Origin of the sequence: Halomarinibacterium sedimenti, assembly GCF_019312585.1 — a bacterium.
GTDB classification, from domain to species: Bacteria; Bacteroidota; Bacteroidia; order Flavobacteriales; family Flavobacteriaceae; genus Halomarinibacterium; species Halomarinibacterium sedimenti.
This window is the reverse complement of sequence record NZ_JAHWDP010000003.1, coordinates 101,261-119,425: the sequence shown is the minus strand read 5'-3', so window position 1 is coordinate 119,425 and position 18,165 is coordinate 101,261. Positions and strand designations below refer to the sequence as shown.

Annotated in this window: 16 protein-coding genes; 6 read left to right on the top strand and 10 right to left on the bottom strand. The window is 34.6% G+C overall.

The window, feature by feature from the left end; genetic code table 11:
• Positions 1 to 70 precede the first annotated feature (70 nt).
• Positions 71 to 1,921 (top strand): DNA topoisomerase IV subunit B, encoded by a 1,851-nt coding sequence (locus KXJ69_RS07670; RefSeq protein WP_219052419.1) that lies wholly within the window; start codon positions 71 to 73, stop codon positions 1,919 to 1,921.
• A 3-nt stretch (positions 1,922 to 1,924) separates the two neighbouring features.
• On the top strand, positions 1,925 to 4,618 hold the full coding sequence (locus KXJ69_RS07665; RefSeq protein WP_219052418.1) for a DNA gyrase/topoisomerase IV subunit A: 2,694 nt from the start codon (positions 1,925 to 1,927) through the stop codon (positions 4,616 to 4,618).
• A 2-nt stretch (positions 4,619 to 4,620) separates the two neighbouring features.
• On the opposite strand, the gene KXJ69_RS07660 is transcribed toward KXJ69_RS07665, so the two are convergent.
• The 4 genes from KXJ69_RS07660 to KXJ69_RS07645 form a co-directional block, all read right to left on the bottom strand.
• Entirely contained in the window at positions 4,621 to 6,336 is a 1,716-nt protein-coding gene (locus tag KXJ69_RS07660; protein WP_219052417.1) for a T9SS type A sorting domain-containing protein, read from the bottom strand.
• 69 nt (positions 6,337 to 6,405) lie between these two features.
• On the bottom strand, positions 6,406 to 7,788 hold the full coding sequence (locus KXJ69_RS07655) for a pyridoxal phosphate-dependent decarboxylase family protein (protein WP_219052416.1): 1,383 nt from the start codon (positions 7,786 to 7,788) through the stop codon (positions 6,406 to 6,408).
• A gap of 4 nt (positions 7,789 to 7,792) precedes the next feature.
• Positions 7,793 to 8,164, bottom strand: coding sequence for a DNA topoisomerase IV (locus tag KXJ69_RS07650; protein WP_219052415.1), 372 nt, complete (start codon positions 8,162 to 8,164; stop codon positions 7,793 to 7,795).
• 46 nt (positions 8,165 to 8,210) lie between these two features.
• The gene (locus tag KXJ69_RS07645) at positions 8,211 to 8,588 is read right to left on the bottom strand and encodes a helix-turn-helix domain-containing protein (protein WP_219052414.1); all 378 of its coding nucleotides are present in this window, start codon (positions 8,586 to 8,588) and stop codon (positions 8,211 to 8,213) included.
• 269 nt (positions 8,589 to 8,857) lie between these two features.
• On the opposite strand from KXJ69_RS07645, the gene KXJ69_RS07640 reads away from it, so the two are divergent.
• Genes KXJ69_RS07640 through KXJ69_RS07630 form a run of 3 tightly spaced genes read left to right on the top strand, consistent with a single transcriptional unit; the run spans position 8,858 to position 11,061 of the window.
• Positions 8,858 to 10,006, top strand: a complete 1,149-nt coding sequence (locus KXJ69_RS07640) for a M14 family zinc carboxypeptidase (protein ID WP_219052413.1) — start codon at positions 8,858 to 8,860, stop codon at positions 10,004 to 10,006.
• Between the two features lie 58 nt (positions 10,007 to 10,064).
• On the top strand, positions 10,065 to 10,544 hold the full coding sequence (locus KXJ69_RS07635) for an Lrp/AsnC family transcriptional regulator (RefSeq protein WP_219052412.1): 480 nt from the start codon (positions 10,065 to 10,067) through the stop codon (positions 10,542 to 10,544).
• 4 nt (positions 10,545 to 10,548) lie between these two features.
• Positions 10,549 to 11,061 carry a DinB family protein gene (locus KXJ69_RS07630; protein WP_219052411.1) on the top strand — a complete coding sequence of 171 codons (513 nt, stop codon included), beginning with the start codon at positions 10,549 to 10,551 and terminating at the stop codon, positions 11,059 to 11,061.
• Here KXJ69_RS07630 and KXJ69_RS07625 read toward each other — a convergent pair.
• A complete protein-coding gene (locus KXJ69_RS07625; RefSeq protein WP_219052410.1) occupies positions 11,058 to 11,393 on the bottom strand; it encodes a hypothetical protein in 336 nt (111 codons plus the stop codon). The two genes, KXJ69_RS07630 and KXJ69_RS07625, sit on opposite strands and share 4 nt — an antisense overlap.
• Before the next feature lie 43 nt (positions 11,394 to 11,436).
• Positions 11,437 to 12,513 carry a 3-dehydroquinate synthase gene (gene aroB / locus KXJ69_RS07620; RefSeq protein ID WP_219052409.1) on the bottom strand — a complete coding sequence of 359 codons (1,077 nt, stop codon included), beginning with the start codon at positions 12,511 to 12,513 and terminating at the stop codon, positions 11,437 to 11,439.
• A gap of 66 nt (positions 12,514 to 12,579) precedes the next feature.
• Between aroB and KXJ69_RS07615 the strand changes: the two genes are divergently transcribed.
• Positions 12,580 to 13,752, top strand: coding sequence for a proline dehydrogenase family protein (locus KXJ69_RS07615; protein ID WP_219052408.1), 1,173 nt, complete (start codon positions 12,580 to 12,582; stop codon positions 13,750 to 13,752).
• Here the strand turns inward: KXJ69_RS07615 and KXJ69_RS07610 are convergent.
• From KXJ69_RS07610 to KXJ69_RS07595, 4 genes are read right to left on the bottom strand one after another with little or no spacing between them, the layout of a single operon-like run.
• Complete coding sequence (locus KXJ69_RS07610) at positions 13,749 to 15,881, bottom strand: DUF2135 domain-containing protein (protein ID WP_219052407.1); 2,133 nt, start codon at positions 15,879 to 15,881, stop codon at positions 13,749 to 13,751. The genes KXJ69_RS07615 and KXJ69_RS07610 overlap by 4 nt on opposite strands.
• Before the next feature lie 36 nt (positions 15,882 to 15,917).
• Positions 15,918 to 16,289, bottom strand: a complete 372-nt coding sequence (locus tag KXJ69_RS07605) for a hypothetical protein (RefSeq protein WP_219052406.1) — start codon at positions 16,287 to 16,289, stop codon at positions 15,918 to 15,920.
• Between the two features lie 2 nt (positions 16,290 to 16,291).
• Positions 16,292 to 17,491 (bottom strand): alanine dehydrogenase, encoded by a 1,200-nt coding sequence (locus KXJ69_RS07600; protein ID WP_219052405.1) that lies wholly within the window; start codon positions 17,489 to 17,491, stop codon positions 16,292 to 16,294.
• A 58-nt stretch (positions 17,492 to 17,549) separates the two neighbouring features.
• Positions 17,550 to 18,080, bottom strand: coding sequence for a hypothetical protein (locus KXJ69_RS07595; protein WP_219052404.1), 531 nt, complete (start codon positions 18,078 to 18,080; stop codon positions 17,550 to 17,552).
• Positions 18,081 to 18,165 lie beyond the last annotated feature (85 nt).

Below are 18,165 nucleotides of genomic sequence, written 5' to 3'. Positions count from 1 at the left end.
TTACTTTACCTACTTTAGGTTTCAGTTTTTATTGCGAAATTTTATATTAGCGAGCACATAATCTACCCCAATGGCCGAAACACAATATACCGAGGATAATATTCGCTCTCTCGACTGGAAAGAGCACATCCGTATGCGTCCTGGTATGTATATTGGGAAGTTAGGTGATGGTTCCTCACCGGACGATGGTATTTATATCTTATTGAAGGAAGTTATCGATAACTGTATCGATGAGTTTGTCATGGGCGCAGGGAAAACTATAGAAATTAGAATAAAAGACAAGGAAGTTAAAGTTAGAGACTTTGGACGTGGAATCCCACTAGGGAAGGTGGTAGATGTTGTGTCTAGAATGAACACTGGGGGAAAATACGACAGTCGAGCCTTTAAAAAATCGGTAGGACTAAATGGTGTAGGGACTAAAGCTGTTAATGCTCTTTCTTCCTTTTTTAAAGTAGAATCGGTTCGTGATAGCCAAATGAAAGCTGCTGAGTTTTCCAAAGGTGATTTAACATTGGATGCCAAAGTTGAAGAATCTTCTAAACGAAAAGGAACCAAAGTTGTCTTCGTACCCGATGAAGAAATCTTCAAAAATTATAAGTATCGTACAGAGTATGTTGCTAAAATGCTTAAAAACTATGTGTATCTCAACCCTGGATTAACCATAGATTTTAATGGCGAAAAATACTTTTCTGAAAATGGGCTGAAAGATTTATTGGAAGATAATATGTCTGAAGAAGATATGGTATATCCTATAATTCATCTTAGAGGCGATGATATCGAAGTTGCCATTACTCATAGCAAAACGCAATATAGCGAAGAGTATCACAGTTTTGTAAACGGTCAAAACACCACACAAGGAGGAACCCATTTAGCGGCCTTTCGTGAAAGTGTGGTAAAAACCATTCGGGAGTTCTTCGGAAAGAATTATGAAGCTAGCGATGTTCGAAAATCTATTGTTTCGGCCGTTAGTGTGAAAGTGATGGAACCTGTTTTTGAAAGTCAGACAAAAACAAAGTTAGGTTCTACTGATATGGGAGGAGATCTACCCACGGTACGTACATTTGTAAATGATTTTGTAAAAACAAATCTTGATAATTTTCTTCATAAAAATCCTGAAACAGCCGAGCAATTACAGCGAAAAATCATGCAGGCAGAAAGAGAACGAAAAGAGCTCTCTGGTATTCGAAAATTGGCTAAGGATCGTGCTAAAAAGGCAAGTTTGCATAATAAAAAATTGCGAGATTGTAGAGTACATTTAGGGGATTTAAAAAATGAACGAAACTTAGAGTCAACGTTGTTTATTACCGAGGGAGATTCGGCAAGTGGAAGTATTACCAAAAGTAGAGATGTGAATACTCAGGCTGTATTCAGTTTGAAAGGGAAGCCTTTGAATAGCTATGGACTAACGAAGAAGATAGTGTATGAAAACGAAGAGTTTAATTTACTACAAGCGGCTCTTAATATTGAAGAGTCTATGGAGGATCTTCGGTACAACAATATTGTAATTGCTACAGATGCCGATGTAGATGGAATGCATATTCGATTGTTATTAATTACGTTTTTTCTTCAGTTTTTTCCAGAGTTGATAAAAGAAGGGCATTTGTATATTTTACAAACACCATTATTCCGTGTGAGAAATAAAAAGGAAACGATTTATTGCTATTCCGATGAAGAGCGAATTAACGCCATAGAAAAGCTAAAGCCAAAGCCAGAAATCACCCGATTTAAAGGATTGGGAGAAATATCTCCAGATGAGTTTAGACATTTTATTGGGGAGGATATTCGGTTAGAACCCGTGATGCTTGATAAAGCGATGAGTATTGAAGAATTACTAAGTTTTTATATGGGTAAAAACACTCCAGATAGGCAGGAGTTTATTATAAATAATTTGAAGGTAGAATTGGATAAAGTTGAGGAGTAAATAATGAGTGATGAATTAGAGCAAAACGGAGAAGAACTATCTTCAACACCAGATTATCTTGGTGAAAATGAGGATACCTCTGGCGATACCATCACCAAAGTCACGGGCATGTACCGTGAATGGTTTTTGGACTATGCTAGCTATGTCATCTTAGAACGCGCCGTTCCTGCTATAGAAGATGGGTTCAAACCTGTGCAGCGCCGCATAATGCATTCCATGAAGGAGTTGGATGACGGGAGGTACAACAAAGTTGCAAATATTGTTGGGCATACTATGCAATATCACCCACACGGCGATGCAAGTATAGGTGATGCTATGGTGCAAATAGGTCAAAAGGATTTACTCATCGACACCCAAGGAAACTGGGGAAATATTTATACCGGTGATAGTGCCGCTGCTTCTCGTTATATAGAAGCGCGATTATCAAAATTTGCCTTGGATGTTGTTTTTAATCCTAAGATTACAGACTGGCAAGCTTCTTACGATGGAAGAAAGAAAGAACCTATCAATCTTCCCGTCATGTTTCCGCTGTTATTAGCACAAGGAGCCGAAGGGATTGCCGTAGGATTATCTACTAAAATTCTCCCGCATAATTTTATAGAATTAATAGATGCTTCCATCAAGCATTTAGAAGGTAAAAAATTCAAGTTATTTCCAGACTTTCCCACTGGAGGAACTTTGGATGTAACTAATTATAACGATGGTCTTCGAGGTGGAAAGATTAGAAGTAGAGCCCTAATTAGTCAGCAGGATAAAAATACCTTGGTAATTACCGAAATTCCTTTCGGAACCAATACCTCAAGCCTAATCGATTCAATATTAAAGGCGAACGATAAAGGAAAAATTAAAATAAAGAAGATTGAAGATAATACTGCCGCTCAAGTAGAGATTCTTATCCATTTACCTTCAGGAATTTCTCCCGATAAAACCATTGACGCTCTTTACGCATTTACGAGTTGTGAAACTTCCATTTCTCCTTTAGGTTGTGTTATTGAAGATAACAGACCCCTATTTATTGGAGTTACCGAGATGTTATCGCGCTCTACAGATCGAACAGTTCAGTTATTAAAACGGGAACTTGAATTTCAGCTAGATGAATTGGAGGAGCAATGGCATTTTGCCTCTTTGGAACGAATTTTTATTGAAAATAGAATTTACCGTGATATTGAAGAGGAAGAAACTTGGGAAGGAGTTATTGCGGCCATAGATAAAGGGCTGAAGCCTCACATTAAGCATTTAAAGCGAGCCGTCACCGAAGAGGATATCGTTCGATTAACAGAAATTCGAATTAAGCGAATTTCAAAATTCGACATTGATAAGGCACAACAAAAGATTGATGCTTTGGAAGATAGCATTGCTCAAATAAAGCATCACTTAGATAATTTAACAACGTATGCGATCGAATACTTCAAAAGACTTAAAAAGGAATATGGTGCAGGAAAAGAACGCAAAGCCGAGATAAAAATATTTGATGACATTGAAGCGACCAAAGTTGTTATCCGAAATACTAAATTGTACGTAAATAGGGAAGAAGGCTTTATTGGAACAAGTCTTCGTCGAGATGAATACGTTACCGATTGTAGCGATATTGATGACATCATTGTGTTTACAGAAAGCGGTATGATGATGGTCACCAAAGTGAGCGATAAAACCTTTATAGGAAAGGGAATCATTCACGTGGCAGTCTTCAAGAAAAGAGACAAACGCACCATTTATAATATGATTTATAAGGATGGTACGCGTGGGGCAACTTATGTAAAACGTTTTGCCGTTACAGGGGTAACACGAGATAAGGAATATGATTTAAGTGCTGGGAATAGTGGTTCAAAAGTACTTTATTTTACCGCAAATCCAAATGGTGAAGCTGAAGTGGTAACTGTATTATTACGACAATCAGGTAGTATTAAAAAGCTGAAATGGGATCTTGATTTTGCCGATATTTTGGTAAAAGGAAGAACATCAAAAGGGAATATTGTTACAAAGTATTCGGTTAAAAGAATTGAATTAAAAGAAAAAGGCCTTTCTACGCTTAAGCCTCGTAAAATTTGGTTCGATGATACAGTACAACGTCTCAACGTAGACGGAAGAGGAGAGCTTTTGGGTGAATTTACTAGTAAGGACAGACTATTGATTATTAAGCAAAACGGAATGGTTAAAACAGTCATTCCGGAAGTCACCATGCATTTTGATAATGATATGATTGTTCTTGAAAAATGGGATCCAAAAAAACCTATATCCGTAATTTATTGGGAAGGAGAAAAGGAACTTTTTTATATAAAACGCTTTTTAATTGATACTCCAGATAAAGAAGAATTTGTTATTACTGAGCATCCAAAATCATATCTAGAAAAAGTTTTTACAGACTATCTTCCTATGGCCGAAGTGGTTTTTGTAAAAGAACGAGGAAAAGAACGAAAGGATAACCTCGAAATTAACCTAGAGGAGTTTATTTCGGTGAAAGGAATTACCGCGATGGGAAATCAATTAACCAAAGAAAAAGTGTTAGAAATTAATGCCCTAGAACCCCTTCCGTACACTCCACCAGAACCGGTAAAAGCGGAAGAAATGGAAGTTGTGGATGAAGAAAATGTTACAAATGAAGACACTTCTGTAGCGAAAGAAAAGTCAACTCCTTCAAATGAAAGCGATGATTCAACCCCGCAAAATGGAGGAGAGGGACAAATTACACTCTTTTAAACTTACTTTTTAATAATTTTAAAAGTCTGAAATTCCCCTTTATCATTTTCAATCGTAATAAAATAAAAACCAGAGTTTAATTCCTCTAAACTGATTTGGTTTTCCTCATTTCTTCCTACCTGAACTATCTTTCCAAGAGCATCAGAAATTTGATATTTTGAAAATTCAGAAGAGACATACACATACTTTGAAGTAGGATTAGGATAAAAGTAGCTTTTTTCAATTTCAAAATCATTTTTCGAAAGCACTCCTTGACAATCTCGTATTAAATTACCAATAAGAATATCACTTAACTGTAAGTTGTTTTGTGAGTTAGGAGCAGCTCCCACGATGATGGAGGTGTTGGTTATGCTAACTCCATTTGGTGAAATAATCAATTCCTTGTTTTCGCAATCATTTCTTTTGTCATTAAAAGTCCTAATCATATTTGCTTCAGAGAAATTAACACCAGCATTGGTTCTGTAATCTATGTGAAAATAGTTTAAAGCGCCATTTAGCGCTGCGTTAAAACTGATATCGGGAAAATATAAAAGTGGAAACTGACCATTCCAAAAATTATATTCGTCTCCCAAAGGTTCTACATGTGGAACCAAATATTGATAATTTGTGACCACTTGATTACCAGTGGCTTTTTCAAATTCATAAACAAACAGATTACTTTGTCCAGAAAGGGCATTTCCAGCGGTATCTACCCAATTTTCAAATGCATCGTATCCGGTAATTACCAAATTATTCATACTGTTTACAGATTCCATAAGTGTGAAACCGTAAATATCAAATTCGGATGCAGTACCTATCCAAGTTTCAGCAGTATTTATCACTCCAGTGGTGTTGTTGTAGGAAGTAATTCCGAAAAAATGAGCGTGAGAATAATTGGTAAGCGCATAAATTTTATCTGAAACACTATCGTAATAGGCATCTACACTAATATCACGACTGTTTCCGCCAGAATAACTGTTATCCCAAAGATACGTACCGTCAAATCCAATTTTAAGTCCCAAAATAGCTTGCTTTGATCCTTCGTTGGCACTTCCAGTAATAAAAAAGCCGTCAGAGGTTTCAGTACAATGGTTCGCAAAATCGTAATCGGTTGTCGTGGATGTACTATCAATTTCTATCGTCCAATTTAGGTTTAAAGCCATATCGGTTCGCATAACAAAGCCGAAATTAGAAGCAGCAGTATCCACAGCATAAGAATCACTAAAAAACCCACTTACAATGTAACCAGGATCGGCAACCGAGTCTCCATCTGCATCGCTTTCAGTATATATAATATGAATTCCAGTTGAATTAAAATTAGGGCTAATAATCCCGTAATATTGTGAAGAAATCATAACTCCAGTGGTAGCATTGATTCTGGCTATAAATACTTTTTTTACCCCTGAAACATCCACAGAGCCTGTAACTACAATCATATCAAAAACTGAAATTACATCAAAAAAGCGCAAATTTTGTAGTCCAGTGGCACTATATTCTTTAAACCAAACCACGACACCATTTTCGGTTACCCGTTTTAAGACAGGAACATAAGTAGATATTGACGCGTCAAATAAGTTTCCTGAAACCACATAATCATTGGAGCTATCATCCAGTTGAGTTATATTTAAATCGTGGAAATGTAATTGGTTGTTGGCATCGACACTTTTCTCGAAAATTTGTGATGACAATTGAAACGATAAAAAACAGAAAATAATAAAGAAAGGTAGTTTTGTTTTCATAATAGTGCTTATTTAGACAAATTAGAAGCCTTTAATAACTTCTCGGAAGTCCCATAAAGCTACATTATTTTATTTAAAACTCTTGTTGACAAGGAAACTATTTTCATTTATAAAGACTTCTAACGTATTGAAAAAGTGTAAGATATCTTCATTTTCGTTTTGTGCGTTTATGGTTACCAATCGAATAAACTCTTCATCATTAAAGGTACCATATCCCACTAATAATTTGGATTTTTCATAGAGTAGCGTACATAATTTACGCGCAGGAATATCTTTATAATTAAAGCATACCGAAATTGAGTTATCATAGCTGTAAAGTTTATAATCTGGATTGCTATTGATATAAGTACGAGCTACATTAGCTAATTCAAACTGCTTATCCACAATTGCCTCCAATCCTTTTGTTCCTACACTTTTCCATAATGTCCAAAATTTAAGAGCATCATTTCGTCTGCCACATTGCAAAGATGTTTTTCCAGGATTAAAATCATCTTCATCTGTTTGATAGAGATAATCGGCTTCATTTGCAAAGGATTGATCTAAGTACATTTTATTTTTTACTAAAAGTAAAGAACATGTTAGGGGAGTACCTATCATTTTATGAGCATTAAAGCTAAAAGAGTCAGCATTTTCAACCCCTTTAATGAGATGTTTGTATTTGTTGCTAAATAGGACAGAACCACAATAAGCACCATCTATATGAAGCCAAATATCATATTTCTTACAGATTTCTGAAAGGGGTAAAATATCATCAAAAGCACCTAAAACAGTGGTTCCAGCTGTGGCATTGACTAGAGTTGGGATATAACCATTCTTTATGTCTGCTTTAATGCTTTCAGCTAATTTTGAAGGGATTATTTTTCCGAAAGAATCTACAGGAATATACCGTACCTGATTTCTTCCTATTCCTGCAAAGGCAGCATTCTTTGGAATACTGTAATGCGATTCGGTCGAAGTGTACACGGTCATTCTTTCAGAAACACCATCCAATCTTACGTGGTTGTTTTTTGAATCTCTGGCCATAAGCATCGCCATAAAGTTGGTCATGGAACCTCCAGGAGCAAACGATCCACCGCTATTAGTATCCCATCCAATCATAGCACATACCTTTTCAAGAATCACTTTTTCCACTCCAATTTGTGGTCCGGCAGCTTTATACGTATACATGCTGTTATTTATCATGACAGCCAGCAAATCACCCAGAACTGCCTTATCATTTCGTCCACCAAACAACTGATTAAAAAAGGTGTTTGTAGCAGTTTTAGGAGTGTGAAGGAGTAATTCTTTTAAGGAGTTGAGAAATACTTCGTCAACAACGGGCGTCTCTTGTAACGAAATATCCAAGGTGTTAAACACATCTTTGGATGGAATAAAGTCTGCTACTGGTTTACTTTTTTCTTTTTCGAGTAAGAGGGAAGCAATCTCATTAAATGTTTTTAGCGTGTCTTTCATGGAGTTACTTAACCTTTGTTGCAGTTCCTTTTTTTCTAGTGGTTTGTCCTACGATGGCGTAATCGAAAGTATATTGATTATTGGTGCTATTTAAAATTCGAATATGGACAGCTTTTTCTTCTGCCATATTTTTAGGGTTCAATTTCTTTACAATATACTCGCAATCGTTAATCCATCGTATACTGGAGGTATCGGCTTTCCCTCGAAAATAATCAATTTCTATAGTATCATTCCTTATGAAGGTGGTTGTTTCAAGCTCAGTGCCCACTAAAGCCTCAAATGTAAAAGTTCCCGTTTTAAAATTCGTACAGTTTTTTTCTTTTTGTTGACAAGCAATAAAGGATCCTAATAAAATGAAAACAAGAAATATATGCATTTTGAAAATCTTTCAGCAAAGTTCTGAAAAATTGAACGAATTGTAGTTATTGATACGATTTAAAACTACCGTCTTTAAAAAAGATGACAATTCTTTCAATAGACGAATCATTCACTTTTTCAATTTTAAAATTTTCGGAAACTTTAGAAGGAACATCTTTCTCTTTTGATGAGACTATTTCTTTTTCAGTTATTGGAGAAGAAGGGAAGCTTCCTTTTCCATTTAACAACCAGTATAATTCTACCTCTGGAAATTCCTGAAGCACCTTCATAATAAATTCTAAACTTGGTTTATTTCTACCCGATAATAAATGTGAAATAGTGGACCTATTAAAATCTATTTTTTCTGAAAAAGCGGTGGCAGATAGACCGTAATAATCTAGGATATTTTGAAGCCTTTTTGCAAAATCTGCACTGTTTACCATTGTAAATATAAGTTGTTATTAAATAATGTTACAAATGTAACTATTATAACGATTTTGCAGGAGAATACATTGTTTTTCTTTTTATATATTATAAACTTATACTTTAATATTAATAATTTAAATCTCTGAAATACAATAATATAAATATTTAAATATTTATTTGTTAATTTATTTTTGATTTCTGACTGATAAATGTTTACAATTGTACATAATTCTTTTGTTTATTATTGTTTACAAAAGTAAACATTGCTTTGTTTACCTTTGTTAATATGATTTTAAACTCGCAAATTACCAACTGGTATTCAAAGCATTTTGAAACTCGTTTATCGGGGCGTCATATTTGTTTAAAACATATCAACCCTATTCTTTTTGAGTATAAAAAATTGGGTCTAGTTGAGGTGATAGGAAATTCAGAAAAGGGTGAAAAAATTCACCTTATAAAAATTGGTAATGGCCCAAAAAAAGTTTTGGCTTGGTCTCAAATGCATGGAAATGAATCGACAACTACAAAAGCCATTTTCGATTTTTTAAAGTTTTTATTGCAAAAGGATCATTTTAATAATGAAATTGAAATTTTTAAAAAGGAATGGAGTTTTTTTATAATACCCATTTTAAATCCTGATGGAGCAGAGCTATATACTCGTGAAAATGCAAACCTAATTGATTTAAATAGGGACGCACAAAATGCATCACAAGTTGAAAGTTTAATTCTATTAGATGTGTTTAATTCAATCAATCCTGATTTTTGCTTAAATCTTCACGATCAACGTACTATTTATAGCCTCCCTAATGGGCAACCAGCTACCATTTCGTTTTTGGCACCCTCTGCAGATGCTAAGCGCACTGTGACCAGTGCGAGACGTATTGCAATGTTGACTATAGCGAGAATGAATAACATATTGCAATCTTTTATTCCTGGTAAAATTGGTCGATACGACGATTCTTTTAATATAAATTGTGTGGGTGATAGTTTTCAAGCAAATGGAGTGCCAACCATTCTATTTGAGGCAGGCCATTTTCCTAACGATTATCAACGAGAGAAGACTCGGGAGTATGTTTTTTATGCATTTTTAGGCTTTTTTAAACTACTAGAGTCCAACAAGGAGCTGTTTACTATTAAGGATTATCTTATAATTCCTGAAAATGAGAAGAATTTTAATGACGTAGTATTACGTAATGTTAGTTTAAATGATGAAATTGTGGATATTAACATCCAGTTTGAAGAAAAACTACTGAATGATTCTATAATTTTAGTTCCAAGAATTGAAGATATTTCAAAAAAATCCAAAAAAACCGGTCATAAAGAAATTGATATTGAAAGAAATGAGCTATTGATAAATTCTCACGAAAACGTTTTCGTTAATGAAGAAATTGCAACAATTTTCTTTAAAAAGTCAAAAAAAGCCATAATACTTTAAAATTTATTGAGGATTCCGAAAAGTTTATTTGTATTTTTGCCCTTCAAATTTAAGAGCCATGGCAAAATTCAAATTAGACGAAACAGATCATAAAATTCTCGATATGTTAATTGAGAATACTAGAACTCCTTTTACAGATATTGCTAAAAATCTTAAAATTTCTGCTGGAACTGTGCACGTTCGTGTAAAAAAAATGGAGGAATCGGGAATAATTATTGGTTCATCCCTCACATTGGATTATAAGAAGCTAGGATATGCTTTTATTGCTTATGTAGGTGTGTTTCTTCAAAAGACATCTCAAACACAATTTGTATTAGAACGAATTAATGAGATTCCATATGTTACTGTTGCTCATGTAACCACAGGAAAATTTAACATTTTTTGTAAAATAAGAGCAAGAGATACCAGCCATGCAAAAGAAATAATTTACAGCATTGATGATATAGAAGGAGTGACTAGGACAGAAACCATGATTTCACTTGAAGAAAGTATAAACGATAAAAAGCGATTAATGCATACTATTTTTAAAAATATCTAATAGTATGAATTCTGATATCACACCAAATGAATATGCTCCTTTTTACGAAGGCTATATAAAAAAATCCGAAGGCATCGAAATTGTAAATGGCTTAGAAATGGGTTTACATAGAACCAAAGCCTTTTTTGAATCCTTTCCTATCGAAAAATTGGAGTATCGCTATGCAGAAGGAAAATGGACGCCTAAGGAAATTTTATTGCACCTTATTGATTCCGAAAGAGTTTTTGCCTACAGAGCTTTATTTATTTCACGTGCTACTAATGCCGAAATGCAAGGTTTTGATCAAGATGAATTTGTTGAAAATAGCAATGCCAATTCTAGAAGTATACGTAGTTTGGTAGAAGAGTATATTAATGTGAGAAAATCCAGTGTCTCTTTATATTCAAGTTTTAGTAAAGAAACGATGGCAAGAATGGGAAAAGCCAATAATACAAGTGTTTCAATTCGTGCGATAGGAAGAATTATTCTAGGTCACGAAATCCATCACACCGCTATTTTAAAAGAAAGATACCTTTAATCTTCTTCAGGATCTATTTCCGGATCTATATCTTCTACATCCAAATCATCGTCAATAGCTTCTTTTTCAGGAAGCTCACTAATGGGTTCAGAAAATTCATCTTCAGTATAATCATCCTCATCAAAATTTGCCATGGAGACTTCTAACCTTGCACTTACTTTTACAAGATAAATAGTATCTTCTGTTTTTACTTCAACAGCTTCAACCCATTCATTTTTAGCATTTTTAAAGCTTATTATATGATTGTCATCATACCCATCTGGATATTTTTCCACTAAAAGGGAAAGGATTTCCGGAGTTAGTTTTTTATAATCAACAATTATACGTCTCATAGTTTTGGGGAGGTTGGTACTGTTTCAAATATATAATAAGTTTTTATTTGGTAATAAAATTTTTATAAAATTTAAATGCTTTTTTTAATATGTCATTAGATATCACACAACTGGTTTTGGATTTTCCAATATCTGATAAAAGAACAAACTGAATGGTACCATGTGTGTTCTTCTTATCGAAAATTAATAATTTAATAATCTCATCAATGTCATTATCGTTAAACGAAACTTTTGGAAAAATGGCTAGTAGTTTATCTGTAATCTCATTTAATTTATCTTGTGAAAAGTCAAACATTTCAGAAGAAATATACGTTTCTAATATTAATCCAATGGCAATAGCTTCTCCGTGTAAAAGAGTAGGTTTTTTAGCATGATCGAGGCAATAGGATTCTATAGCATGCCCCATGGTGTGCCCATAATTTAGAGTTTTACGAATGCCTTTTTCTGTAGGATCTTGAGTTACAATTTTATTCTTTATTAGAATAGATTCCCATATTAATTCTTCGGCTTCAGAAGTATTGTCAACTTTAAATTCCCACGTTTTTTTTAAGTAATTTTCTGAAGTAATTAATCCGTGCTTAATCATCTCGGCCTTGCCAGAAGTAATATGATCTTTGGGAAGGGTCTTCAGAAAATGACTATCCACAATGACAGCTATTGGATCTTTTATAACACCAATTTGGTTTTTTAAATTCCCTAAATCCACCCCATTTTTCCCACCTACCGAGGCATCTACCATAGCTAATAGGGAAGTGGGGATATTAATAAAAGAAATACCTCTTTGATAGGTGCTTGCCACAAAGCCTCCTAAATCTGTAACGACGCCACCCCCTAAGTTTATTAAGAGACTTTGCCTATCGGCTCCTTTTTTCGACAACGCATTCCAAACAAGAAGGCAAGTCTCGATAGATTTATATATCTCTCCTACAGGAATCGTAATAATTTCTATTTTATCAAGGGATGTTTTTTCAATGAAGAGGGGTAAGCAATGTTTTTTTGTTTCGGTATCGACAAGTACAAAAATTTTAGAATAATTTGAACCTGCGACACTGTCATTTAAATATTCCCAGCAACCATCATTGCAAACAACAGTACTATTTTCTCTTTTAATTTTTTTCATGAGTGATGAAAAACTTCGGTTTTGTGATTTCAAATCTAACTATATTTGTGATAATAAAATTTTAAAATGACCACAAAACGTTTGTTTGATAATACCGAAATTGCTTTTAAGCTTAAAAGCGATGCTCAATTAGAGCGTGCTTATTTTTTATTTAAAATGATTGCAAATGAACCTTTGGTGAAGATTGGTTCTGCTGTGACCAAGTTTGCGCTAACAGTACACTTACCTGTTGAAGGGCTTATTCGGTCTACGGTTTTCGATCATTTTTGTGGAGGAGTTAATGAAAAGGATTGTTTACCCGTAGTGGATAACTTAATGGAAGCAGGGGTATATTCGGTTTTGGATTATTCGGTTGAAGGGAAAGAAGAGGAAAATCAGTTTGATTCTACCTTGAAAAAGATAATAGAATTAACCCGTTTTGCTGAAAAAAAGCCAGCAATGCCATTTTCTGTGTTTAAACCAACAGGATTGGGACGGTTTAAGATTTGGCAAAAAGTTACTGAAGACAAAGAACTTACTTCTGAAGAATCTGCAGAATGGGACCGAATTATTAAACGATATGATGCTGTTTGCAGTGAAGCTCATTCTAGGAACATTCAACTACTTATCGACGCCGAAGAAACCTGGATGCAAGATGCGGCAGATGATCTTTGCGAAGTAATGATGGAGCGCTATAATAAAGAGAATGTGATTGTTTTTAATACGCTACAGTGCTATCGGTGGGATCGATTGGATTATTTAAAAGAGATACATCAACGAGCTAAGGCAAAAGGCTATAAATTAGGATTTAAAGTAGTGCGAGGTGCTTATATGGAAAAAGAAAATGACAGAGCAGAGGAGAAGGAGTATCCTACACCCATATGTGCCAATAAGCAAGCGACGGATATTCATTTTAATCAAGTAGTACGGTACATTTTAGAAAACATTAATGATATATCCTTGTTTTTGGGTTCACACAATGAGGAAAGCAGCTATTTGGCTATGGAAATTATGGAGGAATTGGGAATCGAAAAAAATGATTCTCGTGTTTGGTTTGGGCAACTCTACGGAATGAGTGACCATATAAGTTATAACCTTGCTGAAGCGGGATATAATGTAGCGAAATACATTCCCTTTGGTCCTGTTAAAGACGTGATGCCATATTTAATACGCAGAGCCGAAGAAAATACTTCAGTGGCGGGGCAGACGAGTCGAGAATTGGAGTTGCTTAAGAAAGAAAAAAGTAGAAGAGGGATTTAGTTTATATTTACTTTAAACAACACATATTCACTTCCTTTTTCAGAGAGGCGAAGTACCTTTTCTTCTGTTCTTTCGGTAGGTTTGCCATAATCATATTGAACTGTATATTTTAAAAAAGTAGGTTCTATATCTTCAAAAATTCTATTCCCAATATATTTTACTGTAATGAGCCATTGTCCCTTAGGGCTTCCTTCAATTTCAAATTCTTCTTGATTAATCCCCAATAGTTGTTCTAGCTGCAGTCTTTCTAGGTTATTATTTGTGTGTTCCCATTTATAAAAAAGATTAGATGGGTTTACGAAAAACAATTCAAATTCGGCATTTGGGTTATTCCATGCTACTACTATTCTAGCATCTAAATTTGGTTTTGTCAGGTGTTTTACACCAATTTTACTTAAATCAAAATGGGCGTCTTTTGTAGCAGCTATGTTTCTAATTTCATTGTTTACCGTTTTAAGTAAAGGTGTAAAATTAATACTTGGATTAATGGTGCCGTTATCAATAGCAAGTAACATATTTAAAGCAATTTGTTTATTTCCTGCATTCTTTTGAGCTAATGCAAGGTCTAAATACGATTGAGCATCTTCAGGATATTGCTCTAATAAATGCGTTGCGACATCTAACGCCATCTCATAATGCTTATTTTGAGTGGTTGCATATAAAAGTCCTTTTAACGAAGAAAGTTTACTTTCTTCACGTTCCAAAAGATTATAGCCAATGGCCTGTGCCATTTTTAAATTTAAAGGGGTAAAGTGGTTGTATAAGTCAATTATATAGGCTGGTTCATTCCAAAATTGTTCTCGCTGATTTAAAAATAGATTATATGCCGACTTACTGTCTTTTACATTTTTTATCTCGTTAAGATACTTCGTTTCTGTGGGAGGTAACGTATAGATGGGTTTACCCTCGTAAAAGTTATCTGGCTTTTTTACTCTCCCACTTTTTTCAGCCTCTTCACGAGCGGCTTCCATTTTGGTTTTTATAAGAATCACTCCATTAGATCCTTCCGATCCATATTGATTGGTGGCTGCCAAGCCCTTTAAAACGGTAACGTCTGCAACATTTTTTGGATCAATAAAGTCGGTAAGTTGAAGTAATCCATTAGTAGTTGAATACGATCGAGCAATAGGAGCACCATCGATAATAATTAGTGGATAGTTATTTCCTGAAATGGTTGATAACCCTCGAATCAATGATTGACTCACATCTTGGTTTACTCCTTTTGTAACACCACTAAATTTTCCTTCTGTGGCATCGCTAATATTACTTACTCCTTGATTGAGATCTTCTTCTTCAACTGTAGAAACAGCGTAGCCAATGGTTTTTGGGTCTCTTTCTTTTTTAACAACAACATTAGATTCTTTTTCTGCTTTTTTGTTTTTAATAAATACTTGGTCTAGTTGAATTCCATCATTTTTCACCCAAACATTTAGGTTCCTATCTTCTGTTACTTTTTTTTCTATGGGAGGCAGTCCTAAAGAACTGAACACTAAAATATCTCCAGGTTGTGCTTCAATAGAATAGGTTCCATCTTTATTTGCTATGACTGAATTATTAGTTCCTTTTACAGAGATAACTACTTCTGAAGCCTCATTACTTTCAGAAAAAATAGTCCCGGTGTATGTTATATAATTACTTGAGGTTGGCAGAGTGCTAATTAAGTTGATAAAACGACCTTTATTGGCTAATGCTAAGAATTGTAAGTTTTTTAAATCGTGATCCTTATTCCCATTTACAACATATAGTGTTCCTTCAATTAATGGTAAATCTCTTTCTATATTTTCTTTTCCATCTGTAAAAAGCAGGGTAGTGCTTGTTGAAGGAATATTATTTAGCAGATGATATGATGTTGCCCCATTGTATTGAGAGGATTCTAAAAGTGTCTTTATTGCGGACCAATCGCCATCTGTTATGGTAAATTCTGTTTCTGAAAGATTAACATTATTAAACTGTAAAACAGTTACTTGTGTGTCTTGGTAGCGCTCAAAATATTTAGTGATGAAATCAAATTCCTTTTCCAAATCTCTTTCTTTCATGGACAATGAAATATCCCAAGCAATGATTGTTTCAGTTTGTGCATTTACTGAAATTGAAATTGTAAATAAGATTAAAATCAGAAACCGAATCATATTAAAAGCTTTATTCCTATTAAATATAAATATTTTCTATTGCATACTCACCGCATTGATTGAGGCTCTTTTTTCACAATTCTCGATGGTAAGTTTTATTATTTTTTTTTCAATTTCACCTTCAACTACATAAATCTTACAAGAGTCAAGTTTAGTATTACTTTCAGAAAATAATACATCGCCCTCCCTTAGAATCTTGGATACTGAAGAAGTATCAAGTCCTTTATTTTGAAGCTGTATAAGTACTTCAGGGCTAATGATTCTGTTTTTAGTCCGAATATTCTTTAGCGTGCGGGCACTAGGGCCATAATCACAAGAGGCCTTTTTTCCACCTAAAAAGAAAAATAAAATGACTAATCCTATGGAGAATCCTCCAAAATAATATAGAAATCGTTTAAAAAGGCTCAATGCTAAAAAATTAGAAGATTAATATCGCTATGTGGCAAACTAAACCAGTTTCCAACGGTTTGATTGGTTAAAATACCTCGGTAAAAATACAATCCATTTTTTAAACCATTGTCAAAACGAAGTGCATTTTCAATTCCGCCAGACTCGGCAATGTCGAAGAGGTAAGGGGTGAATATATTACTGATAGCTATGGAAGCGGTTTTGGGATATTTGGCCGGAATATTGGGTACCCCATAATGAATCACACCATGTTTTACGTGTGTAGGCCTGTCATGTGAAGTCATTTCGGAAGTTTCAAAGCACCCTCCCATATCAATGCTTACATCAATAATTACAGCCCCTTTTTTCATATTTTCAACCATTGTTTCTGTGACGACCACGGGAGACCTATTACTTCCGCGAAGCGCTCCAATGGCAACATCACATCTGCGTAATGCTTTTAAAAGATATTTTGGCTGTAGCGTACAAGTAAAAATAGATTGGCCAGCTACTAATTGAAGATTTCTAAGTCTAGGAATTGAACTATCAAAGACCTTAACGCTAGCACCTAATCCTATAGCGGATCTTGCAGCAAATTGGCCTACTGTTCCTGCGCCAATAATGACAACTTCTAGGGGAGGAACGCCACTAATATTTCCGAATAAAAGTCCATTACTATTATTACCATACGCCATAAGTTCTGCAGCTATTAATACTGAGGCAGTACCTGCGAGTTCGCTTAAGGCTTTGACAGCAGGGTAGGTACCATCTTCATCTTTTATGAATTCAAAGGCTAGTGCTGTAATCTTTTTTTTAGATAACAGTTCGAAATATTCTTTCTTTTGTGTTTTTAACTGTAGCGCCGAAATAAGTAATGTTTTAGGCTGAATCCATTTAATTTCTTCTAGAGTAGGCGGTTCTACTTTTAAAATAATTGGGCAACCAAATACCTTTTCGGTGTCATGAGTCAATTGTGCACCAGCTTCATTATAGTCAGAATCTTGAAAACCCGCTTCAGTTCCAGCGCCTTTTTCCATGAGTACTTTATTCCCTTGTCCTACAATGGCTGCAACTGCATCTGGCGTAAGGCAAATTCTTTTTTCTTGAAAGTGTGTCTCTTTGGGAATCCCTATATACAATTGGGTTTTATTTCGGGTAATCTCCAAAGTTTCTTCCTGTGGAATGAGTTGCGCTTTGGTAAATGGGGAAGAGGAGCTTGACATAATAAGGACTTATTGCTTATGCCAAGTTACTAATAAATTTTAAAAAAAGGAATGCGATTTATTGGAATAAATCTTTGATTTGTTGCCAGAACGTTTTTTGAGAACTTAATTCTTCTTCGAAAGATTTTAAGTCATTACCTCTTACTTTATTAAAAAGTTTGGCTCGGATTAAATAAACTGCTGGAACTAAAAATAACATGAGTGGAACCAAGTAGTATAGTTCTAATTCATCAAGGTTATTACTCTCGTTAATTACGCCCCATAATTGAAAGGCATACATGGCTATAGGAACAAGTATAATCCAATGCCACCAATCTCTACAAGTAAAAAACCATAGTAATAGTAAATAAAGAGGTATTGCCTTCCCTGTAAAGTACCAAGCAAATGAATACCAATCTGGAAAAGAGGTGTTTAGGGTAAATAGAGAAGTCTCCCAGACTTGAGATTCTGGGAAACTTTTATATGAATAAAATAAAAATGGTGAGACCGCAATTAATAAAACGATAATCCCCCCAAACGCTAGCGATTTACTAGCCGTTCTGGAGTGGTTTAAGTGTTTTGTCGACTTGTTGGTCTGTTTGTCCATCATTCACGCTTTCTGGAGTACAAGACACAAATAATGCAGCTCCAAACAATGCAACGATTAAAAGGTATTTAAGTTTCATAATACTAGG

Coding starts and splice junctions, on each gene's coding strand:
- KXJ69_RS07670 (WP_219052419.1), top strand. CDS start 71: ATGGCCGAAACACAATATACCGAGGATAATATTCGCTCTCTCGACTGG.
- KXJ69_RS07665 (WP_219052418.1), top strand. CDS start 1,925: ATGAGTGATGAATTAGAGCAAAACGGAGAAGAACTATCTTCAACACCA.
- KXJ69_RS07660 (WP_219052417.1), bottom strand. CDS start 6,336: ATGAAAACAAAACTACCTTTCTTTATTATTTTCTGTTTTTTATCGTTT.
- KXJ69_RS07655 (WP_219052416.1), bottom strand. CDS start 7,788: ATGAAAGACACGCTAAAAACATTTAATGAGATTGCTTCCCTCTTACTC.
- KXJ69_RS07650 (WP_219052415.1), bottom strand. CDS start 8,164: ATGCATATATTTCTTGTTTTCATTTTATTAGGATCCTTTATTGCTTGT.
- KXJ69_RS07645 (WP_219052414.1), bottom strand. CDS start 8,588: ATGGTAAACAGTGCAGATTTTGCAAAAAGGCTTCAAAATATCCTAGAT.
- KXJ69_RS07640 (WP_219052413.1), top strand. CDS start 8,858: ATGATTTTAAACTCGCAAATTACCAACTGGTATTCAAAGCATTTTGAA.
- KXJ69_RS07635 (WP_219052412.1), top strand. CDS start 10,065: ATGGCAAAATTCAAATTAGACGAAACAGATCATAAAATTCTCGATATG.
- KXJ69_RS07630 (WP_219052411.1), top strand. CDS start 10,549: ATGAATTCTGATATCACACCAAATGAATATGCTCCTTTTTACGAAGGC.
- KXJ69_RS07625 (WP_219052410.1), bottom strand. CDS start 11,393: ATGAGACGTATAATTGTTGATTATAAAAAACTAACTCCGGAAATCCTT.
- aroB (WP_219052409.1), bottom strand. CDS start 12,513: ATGAAAAAAATTAAAAGAGAAAATAGTACTGTTGTTTGCAATGATGGT.
- KXJ69_RS07615 (WP_219052408.1), top strand. CDS start 12,580: ATGACCACAAAACGTTTGTTTGATAATACCGAAATTGCTTTTAAGCTT.
- KXJ69_RS07610 (WP_219052407.1), bottom strand. CDS start 15,881: ATGATTCGGTTTCTGATTTTAATCTTATTTACAATTTCAATTTCAGTA.
- KXJ69_RS07600 (WP_219052405.1), bottom strand. CDS start 17,491: ATGTCAAGCTCCTCTTCCCCATTTACCAAAGCGCAACTCATTCCACAG.
- KXJ69_RS07595 (WP_219052404.1), bottom strand. CDS start 18,080: ATGATGGACAAACAGACCAACAAGTCGACAAAACACTTAAACCACTCC.